8 protein-coding genes are annotated in these 17509 nt (G+C 74.0%); 2 read left to right on the top strand and 6 right to left on the bottom strand.

Annotation, left to right across the window (positions count from 1 at the left end; translation table 11 throughout):
* Positions 1 to 122 precede the first annotated feature (122 nt).
* A complete protein-coding gene (locus MRBLMI1_RS02120) occupies positions 123 to 3056 on the bottom strand; it encodes a UPF0182 family protein (protein ID WP_367726492.1) in 2934 nt (977 codons plus the stop codon).
* 43 nt (positions 3057 to 3099) lie between these two features.
* Complete coding sequence (locus MRBLMI1_RS02115; protein ID WP_367726491.1) at positions 3100 to 4239, bottom strand: YlbL family protein; 1140 nt, start codon at positions 4237 to 4239, stop codon at positions 3100 to 3102.
* A 125-nt stretch (positions 4240 to 4364) separates the two neighbouring features.
* Between MRBLMI1_RS02115 and MRBLMI1_RS02110 the strand changes: the two genes are divergently transcribed.
* Entirely contained in the window at positions 4365 to 5903 is a 1539-nt protein-coding gene (locus MRBLMI1_RS02110) for a zinc-dependent metalloprotease (RefSeq protein ID WP_367726490.1), read from the top strand.
* A gap of 743 nt (positions 5904 to 6646) precedes the next feature.
* On the opposite strand, the gene MRBLMI1_RS02105 is transcribed toward MRBLMI1_RS02110, so the two are convergent.
* Complete coding sequence (locus tag MRBLMI1_RS02105) at positions 6647 to 8395, bottom strand: ATP-dependent helicase (RefSeq protein WP_367726489.1); 1749 nt, start codon at positions 8393 to 8395, stop codon at positions 6647 to 6649.
* Entirely contained in the window at positions 8392 to 9291 is a 900-nt protein-coding gene (gene nudC / locus MRBLMI1_RS02100) for an NAD(+) diphosphatase (RefSeq protein WP_367726488.1), read from the bottom strand. The genes MRBLMI1_RS02105 and nudC overlap by 4 nt, the downstream gene beginning before the upstream one ends.
* Before the next feature lie 64 nt (positions 9292 to 9355).
* Here nudC and MRBLMI1_RS02095 point away from each other — a divergent pair, with 64 nt between their 5' ends.
* Positions 9356 to 10729, top strand: a complete 1374-nt coding sequence (locus tag MRBLMI1_RS02095; protein WP_367726487.1) for an aminoglycoside phosphotransferase — start codon at positions 9356 to 9358, stop codon at positions 10727 to 10729.
* A gap of 232 nt (positions 10730 to 10961) precedes the next feature.
* Here the strand turns inward: MRBLMI1_RS02095 and MRBLMI1_RS02090 are convergent, their stop codons facing one another.
* Together MRBLMI1_RS02090 and MRBLMI1_RS02085 are read right to left on the bottom strand one after the other, a co-directional pair.
* Positions 10962 to 14255: a UvrD-helicase domain-containing protein gene (locus MRBLMI1_RS02090; RefSeq protein WP_367727541.1), complete on the bottom strand. Its 3294-nt coding sequence runs from the start codon at positions 14253 to 14255 to the stop codon at positions 10962 to 10964.
* A 23-nt stretch (positions 14256 to 14278) separates the two neighbouring features.
* Complete coding sequence (locus MRBLMI1_RS02085; RefSeq protein ID WP_367726486.1) at positions 14279 to 17407, bottom strand: ATP-dependent helicase; 3129 nt, start codon at positions 17405 to 17407, stop codon at positions 14279 to 14281.
* Between the last annotated feature and the right edge of the window lie 102 nt (positions 17408 to 17509).

Here is a 17509-nt window from a genome sequence, read left to right as displayed (position 1 = left end):
CGCCTCCCGTCTGACGCCGGGAACGACGACGCCGGCGCCCCGCCTTCCGTCCTTCCGTCTGACGCCGGAAACGACGACGCCGGCGCCCCGCGCGATGCGGGGCGCCGGCGTGGTCGAACGGATCAGCCCTGGCCGTCGGTACCGGACTGGGTGTCGCCGCCCTCACCGGAGCCGTCGAGCTCGAGCAGACGCTCGATCGCGGTGGTGAGACGCTCGTCCGCCTCGGCGAACGCTGCGAGGTCGCCGCTCGAGAACGCGGCGTTGCGGGCGGCCAGCGCCTGGCGGGCCTCTTCGAGAGCCGCAGCGTAGTCCGCCGCCGGTGCGGTCGGCTCGGTCGGCGTGGTCGTCCCGTCGCCCTGGTCCGGGTCGGTCGGGATGACCTCCTCATCGCCGGTGTCCGCTCCCGAGTCTCCGCCGAACAGGCTGTCCAGCGCCTCGCTCAGGGTGTTCTCGAACGCGATCTGGTCGCCGAAGGCCACCAGCACGCGGCGCAGCTGCGGCAGCTGCGTGCCGCCGGAGGACTGCACGAACACGGGCTGCACGTAGAGCAGACCGCCGCCGACGGGCAGCGTCAGCAGGTTGCCCGGGAGCACCTGCGACTGCCCCTGCTGGAGGATGTTGATCTGCGACGACACGGCCGTGTCGGAGTCGAACGTGTTCTGCACCTGTCCGGGTCCGGGCACCGTCGTGGCCGCGTCGATCACGAGCATCCGCAATCGGCCGTAGTCGTCGCGCTTGGTGCCCTGCTCGTCACCGGCGTTGGAGTCGACGGCGAGGTAGCCCGTGAGCACGTTGCGCGCCTGTCCGCCCTGGGATGCCGGGATGAAGCTCGTGAACATCGAGTAGGACGGCTCGTCCTGGCTCGGCATCTTCATCGTCAGGTAGTACGGCGGCTGGAAGCTGTCCGGGTCCTGCGGGTCGTTCGGCGTCGTCCACCGGTTGTCCTGCTGGAAGAAGGACCGCGCGTCGTCCACGTGGTAGACGCCGAGCATCGAGCGCTGCACCTTCATGAGGTCCGTCGGGTAGCGCACGTGGCTCATCAGGTCGGCCGACATGTCGCTCCAGGGCTGCAGCGAGGTCGGGTAGACCTTCTGCCACGCCTGCAGCATCGGGTCCTGGTCGTCCCACGCGTACAGCGTGACGCTGCCGTCGTAGGCGTCGACCGTGGCCTTGACCGAGTTGCGGATGTAGTTGATGTCGTCCAGCGCGTACGTCGGCGACGGGTTGTTCGAGTCGGCGATCGCCTGCGACAGCGAGACCCCGGTCGAGTACGGGTAGTTCGCGCTCGTGGTGTAGCCGTCGACGACCCACTGGATGCGGCCGTCCACGACGGTCGGGTACGGGTCGCTGTCCAGCGTCAGATAGGGCGCGACCTTCTGCACACGCGTGACGGGATCGCGGTCGTACAGGATCTGCGACGCGTCGTTGACGTAGTCCGAGAAGAGGATCTGCTCCGACTGGAACTTGAGAGCGTAGATCAGGCGGTTGAAGACGTTGCCGACGCTCGGACCGCCGTCTCCCCGGAACGTCGTGCGCGTCTCGGTGCCGCCGTCGGCCCCCAGGGGATAGTCGAGCTCGAAGTCCTCGCCGCCCTCGACGTTTCCGACGATCGAGTACGGCGGCGACTGCTCGCCGAAGTAGATGCGCGGCTCGTACTCGAGGTCGGTGAGGAAGCCGGTGCCCGGGATCGCCTGCTCGAGGAACACCGGGTCGCCGTCGTCGGTGCGCTCGTTGCCCGCCGCCGCGACCATGCCGTAGCCGTGCGTGTAGACGACGGTCGTGTTCTGCCACGACGCGGCGTCGCCCAGCTGACCGATGTTCAGCTCGCGGACGGCCACCACGGCGTCCTGCGTCTGGCCGTTGATCGTGTAGCGGTCGACGTCGAGGGGCTCCTCGAACTGGTAGTACGCGCGGTACTGCTCGAGCTGGCGGACGGTCGGGCCGATGATGGCCGGGTCCATGATGCGCAGCTGCGCCGTGGAGGCGGCGTCGTCGCGGAGCTGACCGGCCTCGGCCTGCGTCGCAGCCTCGAAGTTCTCCTTCTCGACGGCGTCGATGCCGTACGCGGCCTTCGTGCTGTCGAGGTTGCGCTGGTAGTACTGGCTCTCGAGCGCGAGCTCGTTCGGACGCACCTGGAAGGTGTTGACCGCCCACGGGATCGCCGCGCCGACGACGATCGCGGAGACGACGAGCAGCGCCGTCGCGATGAGCGGGTAGCGCCAGCGGCCGATGACGGCCGTGACGAAGAAGAGGACGGCCACGAGCACCGCGACGATCGCGAGGATCGTCTGGCCGGGGATCACGGCGTTCGCGCCCACGTAGCCGGGACCCGTGATGCGCTCCCCGGGCTCGACGAGGGTGCGGAACCGGTCGAGCCACAGGCTCGCGCCCTGGACCAGCAGGTAGAGGCCGGCGAGGACCGCGAGCTGGATGCGGGCCGCCTTGGAGATGCGCAGCTCGCGCTGGCCGACGCGCACAGAGCCGTACAGGTACGACACGACGCCGGTCAGCAGCAGGCACACCAGGAGCACCGCGGACGTGAAGCCGAGCAGGGCCGCGTAGAACGGCATCCCGAACAGGTAGAAGCCGGTGTCGAGACCGAACTGCGGGTCGGTCTCGCTGGTCGTCACGCCGTTGAACCACAGCCACGTCGTCTCCCACTGCGCCGAGGCGGCGAAGCCGGCGAAGAAGCCGAAGAAGACGGGGATCCCCCACATCGCCAGCCGGCGGAGCGGTTCGACGACCTCCTGGTAGCGGTCGAGCTGCGAGCTCAGACGCGCGTAGACGGGGCGCAGGCGATAGGCCAGCTGGATGACGCCCCAGACGGGCACGGCCATCGCGAGGAAGCCGACCACGAACATCACCGCCCGGGCGATCCACTGGGTCGTGAGGACTCCGGTGAAGCCCAGCTGTGCGAACCACATCCAGTCGGCGTAGAGACTCGCGAAGACGAAGAACGCCACGACGAGCGCGGCGATGATCGCGAGCGAGATCGAGATGATCCGGCGGGAGCGGTTGGGTGGCGTGGCCTGGTTCGGCGCTGAGGTCGTGGTCACTCGACCATCCTAGGCGCGGCGTTCTGGGGGAAAGCCGTGGATGCTACGATCCCGCAGCAGTTTGAGCCCCGCACGTCGGGAGGGCGTCGAGATCGCCCCCGTCGCGCACCGTCTCGAGGACTGTCAGCGACTGCTCGAGCGTCGCCGTCGAGAACACGCGCAGGCCGTCGGGCACGTGGCCCACGACCTCGTCGCAGTTCGCCTCCGGGGCGAGGAACCAGGTCGCCCCGGCATCCCGGGCTCCGTAGAGCTTCTGACGGATGCCGCCGATCGGCCCGACGTTCCCCTCGGCGTCGATCGTGCCCGTTCCGGCGAAGTGCTGACCGCCCGTGAGGCCCTCCGACGACAGCTTGTCGATGATGCCGAGGGCGAACATCATGCCGGCGCTCGGTCCCCCGACGTTGTTCAGCTGGATCTCGACGTCGATCGGGAAGTCGAAGGCGTTCTGCAGCACGACGCCCAGGACGTAGGCGCTCTCGCGCCCGTCCTCGACGAGGGCGGGCGTCACCTCGACGGTGGAGTCCCGTCCGTCGCGCTCGAGCTCGATCGAGACGGGCGCGCCCGCCGCCGCCTGCACCGCGTCGCGGACGGCGATCGCCGAGTCGGCGGGGACGCCGTCGACCGAGAGGATGGTGTCCCCGGCCTCGATCGACCCCGCGGCGGCCGCGTCGTCGCTCAGCTGGTTCACCCGCACGTGTTGGCCGACGTCGTAGCCGAGCTCCTCCAGCGCGGCGGCGGTGGCCTCCTGCTGGGAGTCGTTCATGAGCGCGACGTTCTGGGTGTTGCGCTCCTCCGTCGTCTCGCCCGCGGGGAAGATGCGGTCCAGCGGCACCACGGCGCGGGACGGGTCGAACCACGCGCCCACGAGCTCGAGCCAGGACGGCGTGCGCTCGCGATTGCCGACGACCTGCACCGTGAGCAGGTCCAGGCGCCCGGAGCCGGTCGTGTCCTGCCCGTCCGGGACGGTGATGAGCGGCACCTGCTCCCCGTCCGCGTTCTCCGACGTCCCGAGGGTGTCGATGACGGGACCGGGTTGCTGGATGACGTAGGCCGTCGGCAGGAACGACAGCACGAGCAGGACGAGCAGCGCCACGGACAGCGCCCACAGGCCCGTCGCTGTCGAGCGGCGCAGGCGCCGCGGGGGCGCGGGCACGACGGAGACGTTCTCGTCGAACAGGGTCACGTGGCCTACCTCCGCCGGGTCGTTCGCGCGCGGCGTAAGCGGGGTGAGGCCGTGCCGGGGGATGCGATGAATCCTGCGACTAGCGTAGATCCGGAACCCCCAGACCTGGCTGAAAGGCGGCTGAAGTGGCAGACGACGACCGGAGCCCCGAGGAGGAGTTCCAGGAGCTCATGCGACGCCTGCTCGCGGGCGAGACCGGGGCCATCGACCCCGAGCAGCTCGCACGCCTGTCGGGCATGCAGATCGACCCCGCCATGCTGCAGGCCGTGATGAGCCAGCTGCAGGGGGCGTTCTCCGGCGCGCAGGACGGCGTCGACTGGAGCCTCGCCGAACGGCAGGCCCTGCACATCGCCAACCAGGACGACCGCGGCGTGTCGACCGGACAGCGGACCGACCTCGACCAGGCGTTCGCCCTCGCGGCGCTGTGGCTGGGCGAGGCCACGACGATCTCGGACCTCCCCCACCCGGCCCGCGCCGTGACGCGCGGCGCGTGGGTGCAGGCCACCCTGCCGGTGTGGCAGGAGCTCGCCGAGCCCGTGGCCACCAGCATCGCCGACGCGCTGACCGACGCCCTGGGCCAGCAGGCGCCGGACGACATGCAGGACCTCATCGCCGGAGCGGGCCGTCTCATGCGGACCGTCGGCGGCTCCCTCTTCGCCACGCAGCTCGGCCACGTCGTCGGTCGCCTGTCGACCGAGGTGGTGGGCGGCGGCGACGTTGGCATCCCCGTCATGCCCGACGGCGACGCGGCGATCCTGCCCCAGAACTTCGCCGACTTCGGGCGCGACCTGGAGATCCCGGACGACCAGCTCGCGCTCTACCTCGCCACGCGCGAGCTCGCGCACGCGCGCCTGTTCCGGCACGCCCGGTGGCTGCGCCTGCACGTCATCTCCCAGGTGCGCGACTTCGCCCACGGCATCCGCGTCGACACCGACGCCCTCGAGGACCTCGCCTCCCGCTTCGACCCCTCCCAGCCCGAGGAGCTCCGCAACGCCCTCGAGAGCGGCGCGCTCCTGCCCGCCCGCTCGGAGGAGCAGACGGCGGCGCTGACCCGCCTCGAGAACCTCTTGGCGACCATCGAGGGCTGGGTCGATGTCGTCACCGAGGACGCGACCGCCCGCCTGCCCTCGGCGGCGCGCATCGCCGAAGCCGTCCGTCGTCGTCGCGCGGTCGGCGGACCGGCCGAGCAGGCCCTCGGCTCGCTCGTCGGGCTCGAGCTGCGACCGCGCCGCATGCGGGAGGCCGCCGCGCTGTGGCGCGCCGTGACCGACGCGGTGGGCGTCGCCGGCCGCGACGCGCTGTGGGACTACCCCGACCTCATGCCGTCGGCCGAGGACATCGACGACCCCGCGGCCCTCGTCGCGCGCCTGACCGCGCAGTCCCGCGGCGAGAGCGCGCCGGCGGATGCCATGGACGACGCCCTCGCTCAGCTGCTGGCCGAAGAAACCGGTGAGGCTGCTTCGGACGGTGGATCGGCGCATGCCGCGGGCCCGTCGGACGGCGGGTCCACGTCGGACGGCGGGTCCACGTCGGACGGCGGGTCCACGTCGGACGGCGGGTCTGCGTCGGACGGCGCGGAGTCCGGGACGACGGACCCCTCCGGCCCCGCCGACGGGCAGCGCCCGGACGACGACGGCGCCCCGGGCGACCAGCGGCCCGTCTGACCCACGAGGCCTGGGGAGGAGGCGTCAGCGCCTCTTCCTGTGGACAACCCCTGGAACGCCTTCCGGGCGCGCCAGGATCGTCGGCATGCCTCGACTCGCCCCTTCCGCTCCCCCGCTCTGGCGGGACGACCGCACCGTGCAGTTCGGCGCGCCGCCGCTCGTGCAGCTGACCCTCGAGTCCGCGTGGCACGCGGCGGCCGTGGACGCACTCGAGAACGGGACGAGCCTGCCGGTCCTGCAGGGCCTCGCCCGGCTGGCGGGCGCCGACGAGACCGACGTCGACGCGCTGCTGGCCCGGCTGGCTCCCGCTCTCGACGCGCCCGTCCGCACCCCGCGGGTCGCCCTGCAGGTGACAGACGACCTGTCCCCGGGCGTGGTCCGCGCGGTCCGGCTCGGGCTGCCGCCGGACACCGCCGTGCTGCCGTGGGCGGGCAGCCGGACCGCTGCCCCCGATGACGGGCGGACGGTGATCCTGCTCGGCGCCCACCGCGTCGACCCCCGCCGCGCAGTCGCCCTGGTCCGCGAGGACGTGCCCCATCTGCCGGTCGTCCTGGACGCCGGTCAGGCGGCCGTCGGTCCGCTCGTCCGGCCCGGTCTGACGGCGTGCCTGAGCTGCCTGGATGCCACGGCCCGCTCCCGCGACCCGGCCTGGCCGGTCATCGCGGCGCAACTCCTCGCACGACCGCGCCCCGACGTCGATGCGGGGTTCGCCGTCGAGGTCGCGCGCGCCGCGCGGCACTATCTCAGCGCGGACCCCTCGAAGACGACGAGCTCCCTGCACCTGCGCGCCGCGACGCCCCGCCGGTCCTGGCGACGACATCGGCCGAGCGCAGACTGCCGCTGCCGATCTCTCGGAGGAAGCGCGACGGCGACCGTTCGCTCCGCCCCCGACCACGGGACCAGCTGATGGACAGTGTCCGCGCGGCGCGCGTGACGCCGACGTACGCCAGGCGACGCTCCTCGTCGACCGCCTCGAAGGTCGTGGCGTACGAGATGGGAAGCAGCCCCTCGCTGACCCCGACGAGGTGGACGTGGTCCCATTCCAGTCCCTTGGCGGCGTGCAGCGTCGCCAGCGTGACCGTCCGCGTGGCCGGCTCGTGCTGGTCTCGGGCGCGCGCCTGCAAGTCGTCGGTGAAGCCGCGCAGGTCCGTCCCCGCGGGCGCCTCCTCCGCCAGACGCAGGAGGGCGGCGCGCGCCTCCCAGGCGTCGCGCAGAGCCCCGCCGGCGGCCGGCGGCTCGTCGGTCAACCCGACGCTGCGCAGAACGTCGCGCACGGTCGCGAGGAACCCCGTCTCCAGCGGCGCCACCGAGGCCGCGCGCAGGGCCATCATCGCCTGCCGGACCTCGGGGAGGTCGAAGAACCGTCGCCCCCCGAGCACGGTGGCCGCCACCCCGACGCCGGCGAGGGCCGTCAGCAGCAGGGCCGACTGCGCATGCGAGCGGTAGAGGACGGCGATCGCCCGCGGGTCCGCGCCGCGCGCGACGAGGTCGGCGATGGAGCGCGCGACCCCGGCGGCCTCGTCCTCGTCGTCGTCGTACGCGCGCACCGTGGGGGCCGGTGTCTGCTCCGGCGACGCGGAGACCAGCTCCAGCGCGCCGGCGCGGCCGCGCATGAGATCGTTCGCGACGGCGAGCACCGGCGCCGTGGAGCGGTAGTTGCGCTCGAGGCGCACCACCTTGGCATCCGGATGGGTCCGCTCGAACTCCAGCAGATACCGCGAGTCGGCGCCGGTGAACGAGTAGACGGTCTGGCTGGCGTCGCCCACCACGCAGAGGTCGTGGCGGTCGCCGAGCCACAGCTCGAGAAGTCGCGCCTGCAGCGGCGACACGTCCTGGAACTCGTCGACGGTGAAGTGGCGGTACTGCTCGTGCACGGCGGCGGCCACCCGGGGCTCCGCCTCGATCATCCCCGCGCACGTGAGGAGGACGTCCTCGAAGTCCATCTGACGGCGCTCGTCCTTGAGCTTCTCGTACGCGCGCTGCAGGTCCACGACGCGGTCCACCCCGAGGCGTCCGACGCCGTTCGGCCGGTCCGCCGCATACTGCTCGATCGAGCGCATGGTGACCTTGCGCCACTCGATCTCGGAGGCCACGTCGCGGAGGGTGGCCGTGTCCGGCGACAGCCCCACTCCGTCGGCGGCGTGCGCGAGCATGCGCACCTTGTTGTCGATGATGGACGGCGCCTGATCGCCGGCGAGAGCGGGCCAGAAGTAGTTCACCTGCGCCAGCGCCGTCGCGTGGAACGTCCGCGCGGACACCCCCGCGACGCCGAGGGCACGCAGCCGGCCGCGCATCTCCCCCGCGGCCTTCGCCGTGAAGGTGACGGCCATCACCCGCTGCGGGGAGTACGCGCCGGTGTCGACGCCGTGGGCGATGCGGCGCGTGATGACCCGCGTCTTGCCCGTGCCGGCGCCCGCGAGGACGCAGACGGGGCCGCGCAGGGTCCGCGCCGCCTCCCGCTGCTGCTCGTCGAGCCCGTCGAGCGCGCTCACCGCGTCTCCTCGTACCAGTCGTCGATGAGGCGCCGTGCGATGGAGGCCGGTCCGGGCAGCTGCACACCGCTCTCGCCCCGCATCGCGGCGCCGAGCTCGTCGCGGGTGAACCAGCGCACCTCGACGATCTCCTCACCGTCCTCGCGGGCGTCGGCGTCGTGCTCCACACGGGCACGGAAGCCCAGCATGAGCGAGCGGGGGTACGGCCACACCTGCGAGCCGCGGTACTCGACGTCGCGCAGCACGACGTTCGCCTCCTCCGCGACCTCGCGCGCCACCGCCTCCTCGAGCGACTCCCCCGCCTCCGCGAACCCGGCGAAGCACGAGTACCGGGCTCCGCCCCACGCGGCGTTCGCGCCGAGCAGCACCCGCCGGCCGTCCTCGCTGACCACCAGGACGATCACCGCCGGGTCGGTGCGCGGGAAGTGCTCGCGGCCGCATCCGGGGCAGTGCCGGGCCCATCCGGCGTCACGGGTGAGCGTCCGGGTTCCGCACGCGGGGCAGAAGGGCGCGTCGCGCAGCCATCCCGCGAGAGCGACGGCCGTGCGCAGGATGGAGGCGTCGGACTCGACGAGGTCGCCGCCGATCTCGCGCAGCCGCGACCAGGCGGCATCCGGGGGCAGAGCGATGTCCGCCTGGTCCGGGACGACGGCGAGGAGGACGGCCTCGCCGGCGGGCCCGCGGCCCAGGAACGCCCACTCGAGCACCTCGTCCAGCGCGGAGACGGGCACGCCGACGAGAGCGTCGCCGCGGACCGGCGCCGCATCCGCCCGCACAGCGAGCACGCGGGTCCCGGATGCCGCGCGCGCCGCATCGAGCAGTCCGGCGGTGCGGCGTTCGTCGGCGCTGCGGTCGCGCACGAGGGGACGCGACGGCACGGGGGCGCTGGGCGGCATCGAACACCTCTCTCAAGGGCGTGGCGCGGGGGGAAGGAGCGCGGGACCGACCTACCCTGGGGGCATGGCACGCTCGCCCCTCACTCTAGCCGCGTCGGTGACGGCGGCTCTGCCCGGCATCGGGGTCACGGCGGTCGGTCCGCTGACCGAGAACGGGCCCGGCCGCTTCGACGCCGCCTTCGCACGCCTGGAGGACGGCCGCGCCATCGTCGTGCGCATGCCCGTCGACGACGCGGCCGCGCGCGACCTGGCGACGGAGTCCCGCGCGCTGCACGCCCTCACCCCGGGCGTGCGGGCGCTGCTCCCGTTCGCCGCGCCGGAGGTGCTCGGCGAGACCGGCTCCGGAACCCAGCGCGTGCTCGTCGTCGACCATCTCGTCGGCTATCGCATCGACCCCGCCAACCTCCCCAAGGGCCCGGGGTACGCGCCGGCCATCGGCGCCGCGCTGGCCGCGGTGCACGCGCTGCCGGTGTCGGTCGTGCGGACCGACGGACTCCCCGTGCGGTCGCCGGAGCAGGTGCGCGACGACGTGACGCGTCTGCTCGACCGGGTCGACGCCACCGACCGCGTCCCGGACGGGCTCATGCTCCGCTGGCGCCGCGCGGTCGAGGTGGACGAGCTGTGGCGGTTCGAGTCCGCGGTCGTCCTCGGCGGCGCGAGCAGCTCGTCCTTCCTGCTGGTCGACGACGATGAGGGGATCCCGCACGTCACCGGTCTGCTCGAGTGGGCCGGCCTGAGCGCCGGCGATCCCGCCGTCGACCTGCGGTGGCTCGCGTCGGCCCCCACCGCGACCGACGACGTCCACGACGGCTATGCGCGCAGCGGCGAGCGGTCCCCCGACCCGCTGCTGCGCGAGCGCGCGCGCCTGTACGCCGAGCTGGAGTTCGCCCGCTGGCTCGTACACGGCTGGGACGCCGGGGAGAGCGATGTCGTCGACGACGCGGTCGCCCTGCTCACGGCCCTCGCCGACGGCGTCCGCGGCGACCACATCGTTCCCGACAGCCGCGCCGACATCGACGACGCCATGGCGCTGGTCGAGCGCGTCCCGCCGACCGCGGCGGCCCCGATCGACACGTCCATGCAGACGGACGCCTACGACCCCGAGGCCCTCTCGCTCTACCTGGCCGCGGAACGGGACCGTCTCGCCGCGGAGGACGCCGCACCCGCAGACCCCGCCCGGGAGAACGCGTTCGACCTGACGGGTCTGCGCGAGCCCGAGGACCCGGGCGCCACCGTACCGGTCGACCTCGACGGCTGGACGCCTCACCGCACCGGGTCGCTCGACGCCGCGCCGGACGAGACCCCGATCACCGCGGGCGACGTCCCTCACCACGTCACGGCCCAGGACGAGGAGGACGCCGTCCGCGCCTCCCGTGCCGCGCTGCGCCGCTGGGCCGTGGCCGGGGATGACGACGCCCGCGAGGCCCGCGACGCCTGACCGGCCTCTTCCCCGGCCGTCGTCGCGACCGCGTCCGCCCGACTGCAGGACCGCTGGGGTCACTGACCCCCACTGGGGCGCCTGAGCACCCCGGATGCCACCCCGCCCGACAAACGCGCCGCCGCCCTACGCGAATGCAGAACCGCTGGGGCCTGTGAGCACCCCGGGCACACGCGCACCACGGATGCCACCCCGCCCGACAAACACCCCGTCCGACGAACGCGCCGCCCGCTCAGCCGCGCAGCACGACCTCGTCGCCGACGTAGAAGAGAGCGACGTCGATCTTGTCCATCGGGACGCCGTGCTTGGCGTGGTATGCCTCGCGATAGAGCTCGAGCTGCAGCATCCGGGCCCGCTTCTCGGCCTCGCCGACGGGCGGACGTCCGGTCTTCCAGTCCACGATCTCGATGCGGTCGCCGCGGCGGTAGACGGCGTCCAGCTTGCAGATGATCACGTGCTCGCGCCCGTCGAGGAGCGGCGTGACGAAGTCGATCTCCGTCTCGACCTCGAGGGGCTGCAGACCCGCCCACTCGGAGCGCTCGAAGCTCTCGCGCAGACGCCGCAGCTCCTCGGCATCCGCGGCCGAGGCGCCGGTGTCGTCGTCGTCCGTCCACAGGGCGCCGTCGTCGAGACCCGTTCCCGCGCCGACCAGCCCCGACCGGCGTTCGACCCAGGCGTGGAACAGCGTGCCCAGACGGGTCTGACGGAACGGGCGCTCCGGCATGGGCCGGCGGAGCGACTCGACGGTGCCGCCGTAATCGGCCACGAAGTCCTTGTAGCGGGACGCCGGGATGCGGGTGGGCGCCGGCGTGTGCGTCGGGCGCAGGCGCTCCGCCCGTTCGGCCAGCAGCAGTTCGAGGTCGGGGTCGGGGTCCGCCGGGGCGGCGAGACGCGCCTCGTCGACCTCGGCCGCCGCCGCGGCCACGGCGGTCCGCCGGGCGCCGAGCGGGTCGAGCGGCCACTGCAGGGTGCGGCGTTCCCCGTCGTACGGGTCGTCGCCGGGCTCGCCGACGTCGAGCTCCACGCCGAGGGCGGCGGCGGCCTCGTCGAGGAAGACGCTCGGGCGCCGGGGGCGCTTGGTCCCGGACCAGCTCGACCCGGTCAGCAGCAGGTGGTCCCGCGCGCGCGTGAATGCCACGTAGGCCAGGCGGCGATCCTCGTCGAGCTGCCGCGCGCGGTTGGCGGCGACGAACTCCTCGATGGCGGTCTTGAGCTGCTGCTGCGTCTCGGCGCCGCGCCACCCGAGGACGGGCAGCCAGGCGGCGTCCCCGCGGAACTCCGACGGCAGCACGCCGAAGCCGAGCCACCCCTTCGTGTCCCGGGCCAGCGAGGGCAGCTCGTCGGTGACCAGGCGCACCACCGCCACGGCATCCCACTCCAGGCCCTTCGACCCGTGGATGGTCAGCAGCTGCACGACGTCGTCCTCGGGCGGCTCGCTGCGCGGGGCGAACTCGTCGGCCTGCTCGGCGTGGTCGAGCCAGGCGAGCAGGCTGCTGACGGAGCCGGACTCGTCCGCCGCGAGGAAGCCGCGGATCTCGTCCACGAACGCGCGCAGCTGCGCCGAGGCGATGCGCGCCGGACCGCGCGACTCGTTCGCGGCGAGCTCGATGTCCAGGCGCAGCTCCGCCTCCACCAGGCGGATCAGCTCGGGGATCGGCGCGCCGACGCTGCGGCGCAGCCCGGCGAACACCGCGCCCGCGTCGCGCAGGCGCGCCCGCCCCACGGGGGTGATGTCGGCGAGCCACCCGTGGTCGTCGGCCTGCCGGGTGAGGAAGTCGAGCGCGTCGACGAGCGATGCGCGGTCGGCTCCGGGGGTGGATCGCAGCCGCGCCGCCACGTCGGGGTCCAGCGGCTGCAGCGCCGCGTCGTGGGAGGCGAGCCGCCGGGCGAGCTGGGCGAGCGCGCGCAGGTCGGCGAGTCCGACGGACCAGCGGGGCCCCGACAGCAGCCGGATGAGCGGGGAGCCCGCCTCCGGGTCGCTGACCACCCGCAGTGCGGACACCACGTCGACGACCTCGGGGGTCGTGAGCAGCCCGCCGAGACCGAGGATGCGATGAGGGATGCCACGACGTCCGAGCGCGTCCCCGAAGCGCACCATGTGCTTCTTGCTGCGGAAGAGCACGGCACCCGTCGTCGCGCGCCCGTCCGCGGCGCGGGCCGCCCGGATCCCGGCGAACCAGGCGGCGACGCGGTCCGCCTCGGCGTCGAGCGCGTCGTCGAACGCGATCTCGACGAGACCGTCGGGGGCGCCCGGACGAGCGCGCAGCTGCTCGACGGCGACCGGCGAGCGATCGGCCAGGGGCGCGAGCACCGCGTTGGCGGCATCCAGGACCCGCGCGCTATTGCGCCAGCTGGTCAGAAGCGAGAACTGCGCGCAGCCGCCGTCCGGGGCGAAGGCGGCGGGGAAGCCGCCGAGGTTGCCGGCGCTGGCACCGCGCCAGGCGTAGATGGCCTGATGGGGGTCGCCGACCGCCATGACCCCCGTGCCGCCGAAGAGCGTCGAGAGAAGGTCGGTCTGCACCACGGAGGTGTCCTGGTACTCGTCCAGCAGCACGACGCGGTAGCGGGCGCGCAGCTCGTCGACGACGGCCGGGTGGTCGCGGACGATGCGCAGGGCGCCGGCGACCTGGTCGGCGAAGTCCATGACGCCCAGGCGCGCCTTCTCGCGGTCGTACGCCCGCGCGACGTCGGCGAGCAGGCCGAGCGCCGAGACGCGGGCGGCCGCATCGGCGACGTCCTTGTAGACGGAGGTCCGGGCGTTCTCGGACGGGCGCTCGACGATGCGCCCGAACTCGTCGGGGAAGGCGGCGAGCCGGTCGAGGTCGACGAGGTTGTCGACGCCGTCGCGGGCGATGCGCAGCGCCGCGTCGATGAGGGTGCGCGGCGACTCCTGCCGCTCCTCCAGGCGCGGATCGTCGGAGGCGAAGACGACCCGGCGCATGAGGAGCCAGGCCGCCGACTCCGACAGGATGGCCGCCTCGGCGTCGCGCCCGATCCGCAGCCCGTGCTCGCGGACGAGTCCGTCGGCGAAGCTGTTGTAGGTGGCCACCGTCGGCCGGTGCAGCAGCTGGTCGCCGTCGTGGTCGACGGGCGGGACGGCGTGCGTCTCGCGGGCGAGGGCGTCCAGCGCCTCGCGGCGTGCCGCGTCCCCGCGCGCGCCCTCGGCGCCGGCCAGCTCGGTGAAGACCGCCAGACGCCCGGCCGCGTGCAGCGCGGGCAGCATCGGCAGCAGACCGCGCACCTCGAACTCGGACAGGCGCTGCAGCCGCCGCTGGATGCGCTCGGCGAGCTCGCCCGCGGCCTTGCGCGTGAAGGTCAGCCCGAGTACCTCGTCGCGGCGGACGAGGCCGTTCGCGACGAGCCAGACCACCCGCCCCGCCATCGTCTCGGTCTTGCCGCTGCCGGCGCCCGCGACGACGAGCGCCGGCGCCAGCGGCGCCTCGATCACCTCGGTCTGCTCGGCCGTGGGCGGGAACTGCCCGAGAGCGGCCGCGATCGTCGCGGCGGGCAGCAGCGCGGTCCCGATTGGTGCGGGCGGGATCGGCGCCGTCACGAGGCGCTCACCGCCGAGATCGTGTGGATGCGGCACAGCCCGAACGAGAACTCGTCGCGGCAGTGCACCTCGTACGGCGCGGAGAAGCTGCCGCCGCGCATGACGCCCACTGCGCGCTGCACCCGCTCGACGAACGCCGAGCGGGCGTCGTCGTCGAACGGCGGCTGGTGGGGCTCGGCGTAGTCCTTGGTCGCCGCGCTGGGGCGCAGGACCAGCAGCTTCGCCCCGCCGGGCGCGAAGCCGCCGGCCTGCTCGATGGCGCCGGACGAGAAGGCCAGCTGGTATGCCGCGAGCTGCGGGTTGTCGGCCACCTTGGCATCCGTCTGGGGCTCGTTCTTGCCCGTCTTGAGGTCGACGATGACGACCTCGCCGCGGGGGGTGAGCTCGACGCGGTCGATGTCGCCGCTCAGCACCGCGCGGTGCTCCCCCGCGTCGGGAACGGGGATGGGCACGTCGAAGTGCCGTTCGGCCGCGAGGAGCCGGTGACCGGCGTCGTCGAACCGGCGCAGGTAGCTGGCGAGCCGCCGCACGAGGTCGCGCGCCCGCGTCTGCTCCGCGCGTTCACGCCAGGCGGCGTCGAAGACGAGCTCGCCCCAGCGCTCCTCGACGACCGCCCACAGGTCGGCCTCGGACGGGGATGCCGCGGTCTCGAGGGCCGCGTGGATGATGGTCCCGATGCCCGCGGTCGTGCCGCTGCGGTCGCCGCCGAGGTCGCCGATGACCCAGTCGAGCTCGCACTGCTCGAGCGCGTGCAGCCGCGAGGGCGACACCCGGACGTCCTCGCGGGACAGGTCGCGCAGCGGCGCGATGGAGCTCGGTGCCGCCACGCCGTACCACTGCTCGGACGCGGCGCCCGGCACGTCGGCCGCCGCGAGGAGGGCCAGCTGCGACGCCGCGTGCCGACGCTGGGCGGCCGTCGTGCGCGGCGCGGTCAGCGTGCGACGGTGACGGGCGACCAGACCCCGCAGCGACAGCGGGTGCTCCGGGATGGATGCCGCCGGCTCGGGCGTCGGCAGCATCTCGAACAGGACGCTGGGTCCGGTGTCGTCGTCGTCCACCGCCGTCACGACGAGCCGCTCCCGCGCCCGCGAGATCGACCGCAGGAACAGCCGCAGCTCGTCGTGCATCGCCTCGCGTCGCCGGTCGATGAGCCCCGCGACCGGGAGCTCGGGCCGGAGCACGGCGTCGGCCAGCCGCCACGTCTCGAGCAGTCCCCCGCGCAGCCGGGTGTTCGGCCAGACGCCGTCCTGCACGCCCGCGACGACGACCGTGTCGAAGGCGGTCCCGGCCGCCGCCGCCGGCGTCAGCACGCGGACGGTGTCGGCGACGGCGGGCTGCTCGATGCGGTCCTCGGCCACGTCGCTGTCGAGCACCGCACGGAGGAAGACCGCCGCCTCCCCGTCCGGTTCGCGCTCGGTGAACCGCTTGGCCGCCTGGAAGAGGGCGACGACCGCATCGAGGTCCCGGTCGGCCTGCTCGGCGATCGGACCGTGTCCGCGCGACGCCTCCCGCCACGTCCGCGCGAGGCCGCTGCGGTCCCACGCCGTCCACAGCATCTCGTGCGGCGTCGCCCGGTTCTCGGCCTGCGCGCGCACCGCCGCGAGCGTCGCGCCCATCCGCGCCGCACGGCGGCCCTCCCGGGTGTCGACGGCCTCCAGCTCGAGGGGATGCCGGATGCCGGATACGAGCAGATCCCCGGCCGTCCGGTGTCCGCCGTGCTCGACCTCGTCCTGACGCAGGACCGTCCGCAGCCGGCGCAGCTCGATCGGGTCGAGGCCGCCGAACGTCCCCAGCAACGCGTCCGCGACGGCCTCGGGGGTCCAGTCCGCCGGGTCCTGCATGCCGAGCTCCACGAGGCCGACGAGATCGCGCACGGGCCGTTGCGCGCCGAGCGCCAGGCCGGGGCCGCTCGCCCGGGCCGGGACCTCGCGCGCGGCCAGCTCGGTCTGCAGGGTCGCGACCTGCCGCGAGTCGTGGGCGATGACGGCGCAGTCGCCCCATGCCACCCCGTCGAGAACGTGGCGTTCGCGCAGCAGGCGCGCGATGGCGTCGGCCTCCTCCGCGGGCGAGCGCAGCAGGTAGGTGCGGACGGAGCCCATCGGCGCCGCGCCGACCGGTGGACGCCGGTGCGCGACGACGCCCGCGGCGCCGATGCGGGCGGCGACGGAGCGGACGAGGTCGATCTGCTCCGGGGTGCCCCGGTGCACGGTGCCCAGCGCCGCCGTCGTGCCGAGCGAGCGGGCGAGGCGCGCGAAGTTCTCCGGCGTCGCGCCGCGGAAGGCGCCCGAGCCCACGTCGGGATCCCCGAAGACCACGACGCCGATGCCCAGTCCCGCCGCCGCCTCGAGGAGATCGACGCCGCCGGCCGTCAGCTCCTGCGCATCGTCGACCAGGATGCAGCGCAGCGTGGCGAAGCGGCCGAGCAGCTCGCGGTCGCCCGAGGCGTCGCGGAGTACGCCGACGGCCTCGCGCGTCAGGTCGGCCGCGTCGCGGTGCGCACCGCGCATCGACGCCCGCACCGCGCGGTACTCGGCGGAGAAGGAGGCCAGCGACGCCCAGACGGGGAGGTCGTGCCGGGCGGCCAGCCGCTCGAGGTCGCCGGGCAGGACGCCGAGGTTGGTGCATTCGGCCAGGAACGCGCGCACGTCGCCGCGGAAGCCGCGCGTCGCCCGGATCGCCGGACCGAGCCACTCGGGCCAGCGCGAGGCGCCCTCGCGCTCGTCCTCGGCGTCCCCGTCGAGCAGGTCGCGGATGATCTGGTCCTCGTCGCCGCCCGTGAGCAGCTGCGGCGGCTCGTCGCCGCGGCGCACCTCGGCCCCGCGGACGAGCTGGAAGGCGAAGGAGGCGACCGACCGCGCGACGGCGCCGGCGGTCGCCCGGCCGATCGCCAGCGCGAGCGGGTCGCGCAGCGCGGTCGCGGCCGGTCGCGTGGGGGTGAGCACGAGGACCTCGTCGGGGTCGACGCCGGCGTCGACGAGGGCGCGCACGCGCGCGATCAGCGTGGAGGTCTTGCCCGACCCCGGGGCCCCGACCACCGCGCCGCTGACCGCCGGCCCCCACGCCGTCACCGCCTGCTGATCGGCGTCGGTCGCGGCACCGGGGGCGATGGCATCCGTGATCCGCATCCCCCCACGTTAACCGCGCCCTCCGACATGGCCGCCGCGACACCGCGCACGTCCGCCGGACCCGCCGGAGGAGGGATGCCGTCCGCGTTCGCCGTCCGCGAA

The sequence above is a fragment of the Microbacterium sp. LMI1-1-1.1 genome, from assembly GCF_040815675.1.
Classification (GTDB): domain Bacteria; phylum Actinomycetota; class Actinomycetes; order Actinomycetales; family Microbacteriaceae; genus Microbacterium.
Note: the sequence above shows the minus strand (reverse complement) of the source record. Positions and strands in the feature narration are given on the sequence as shown.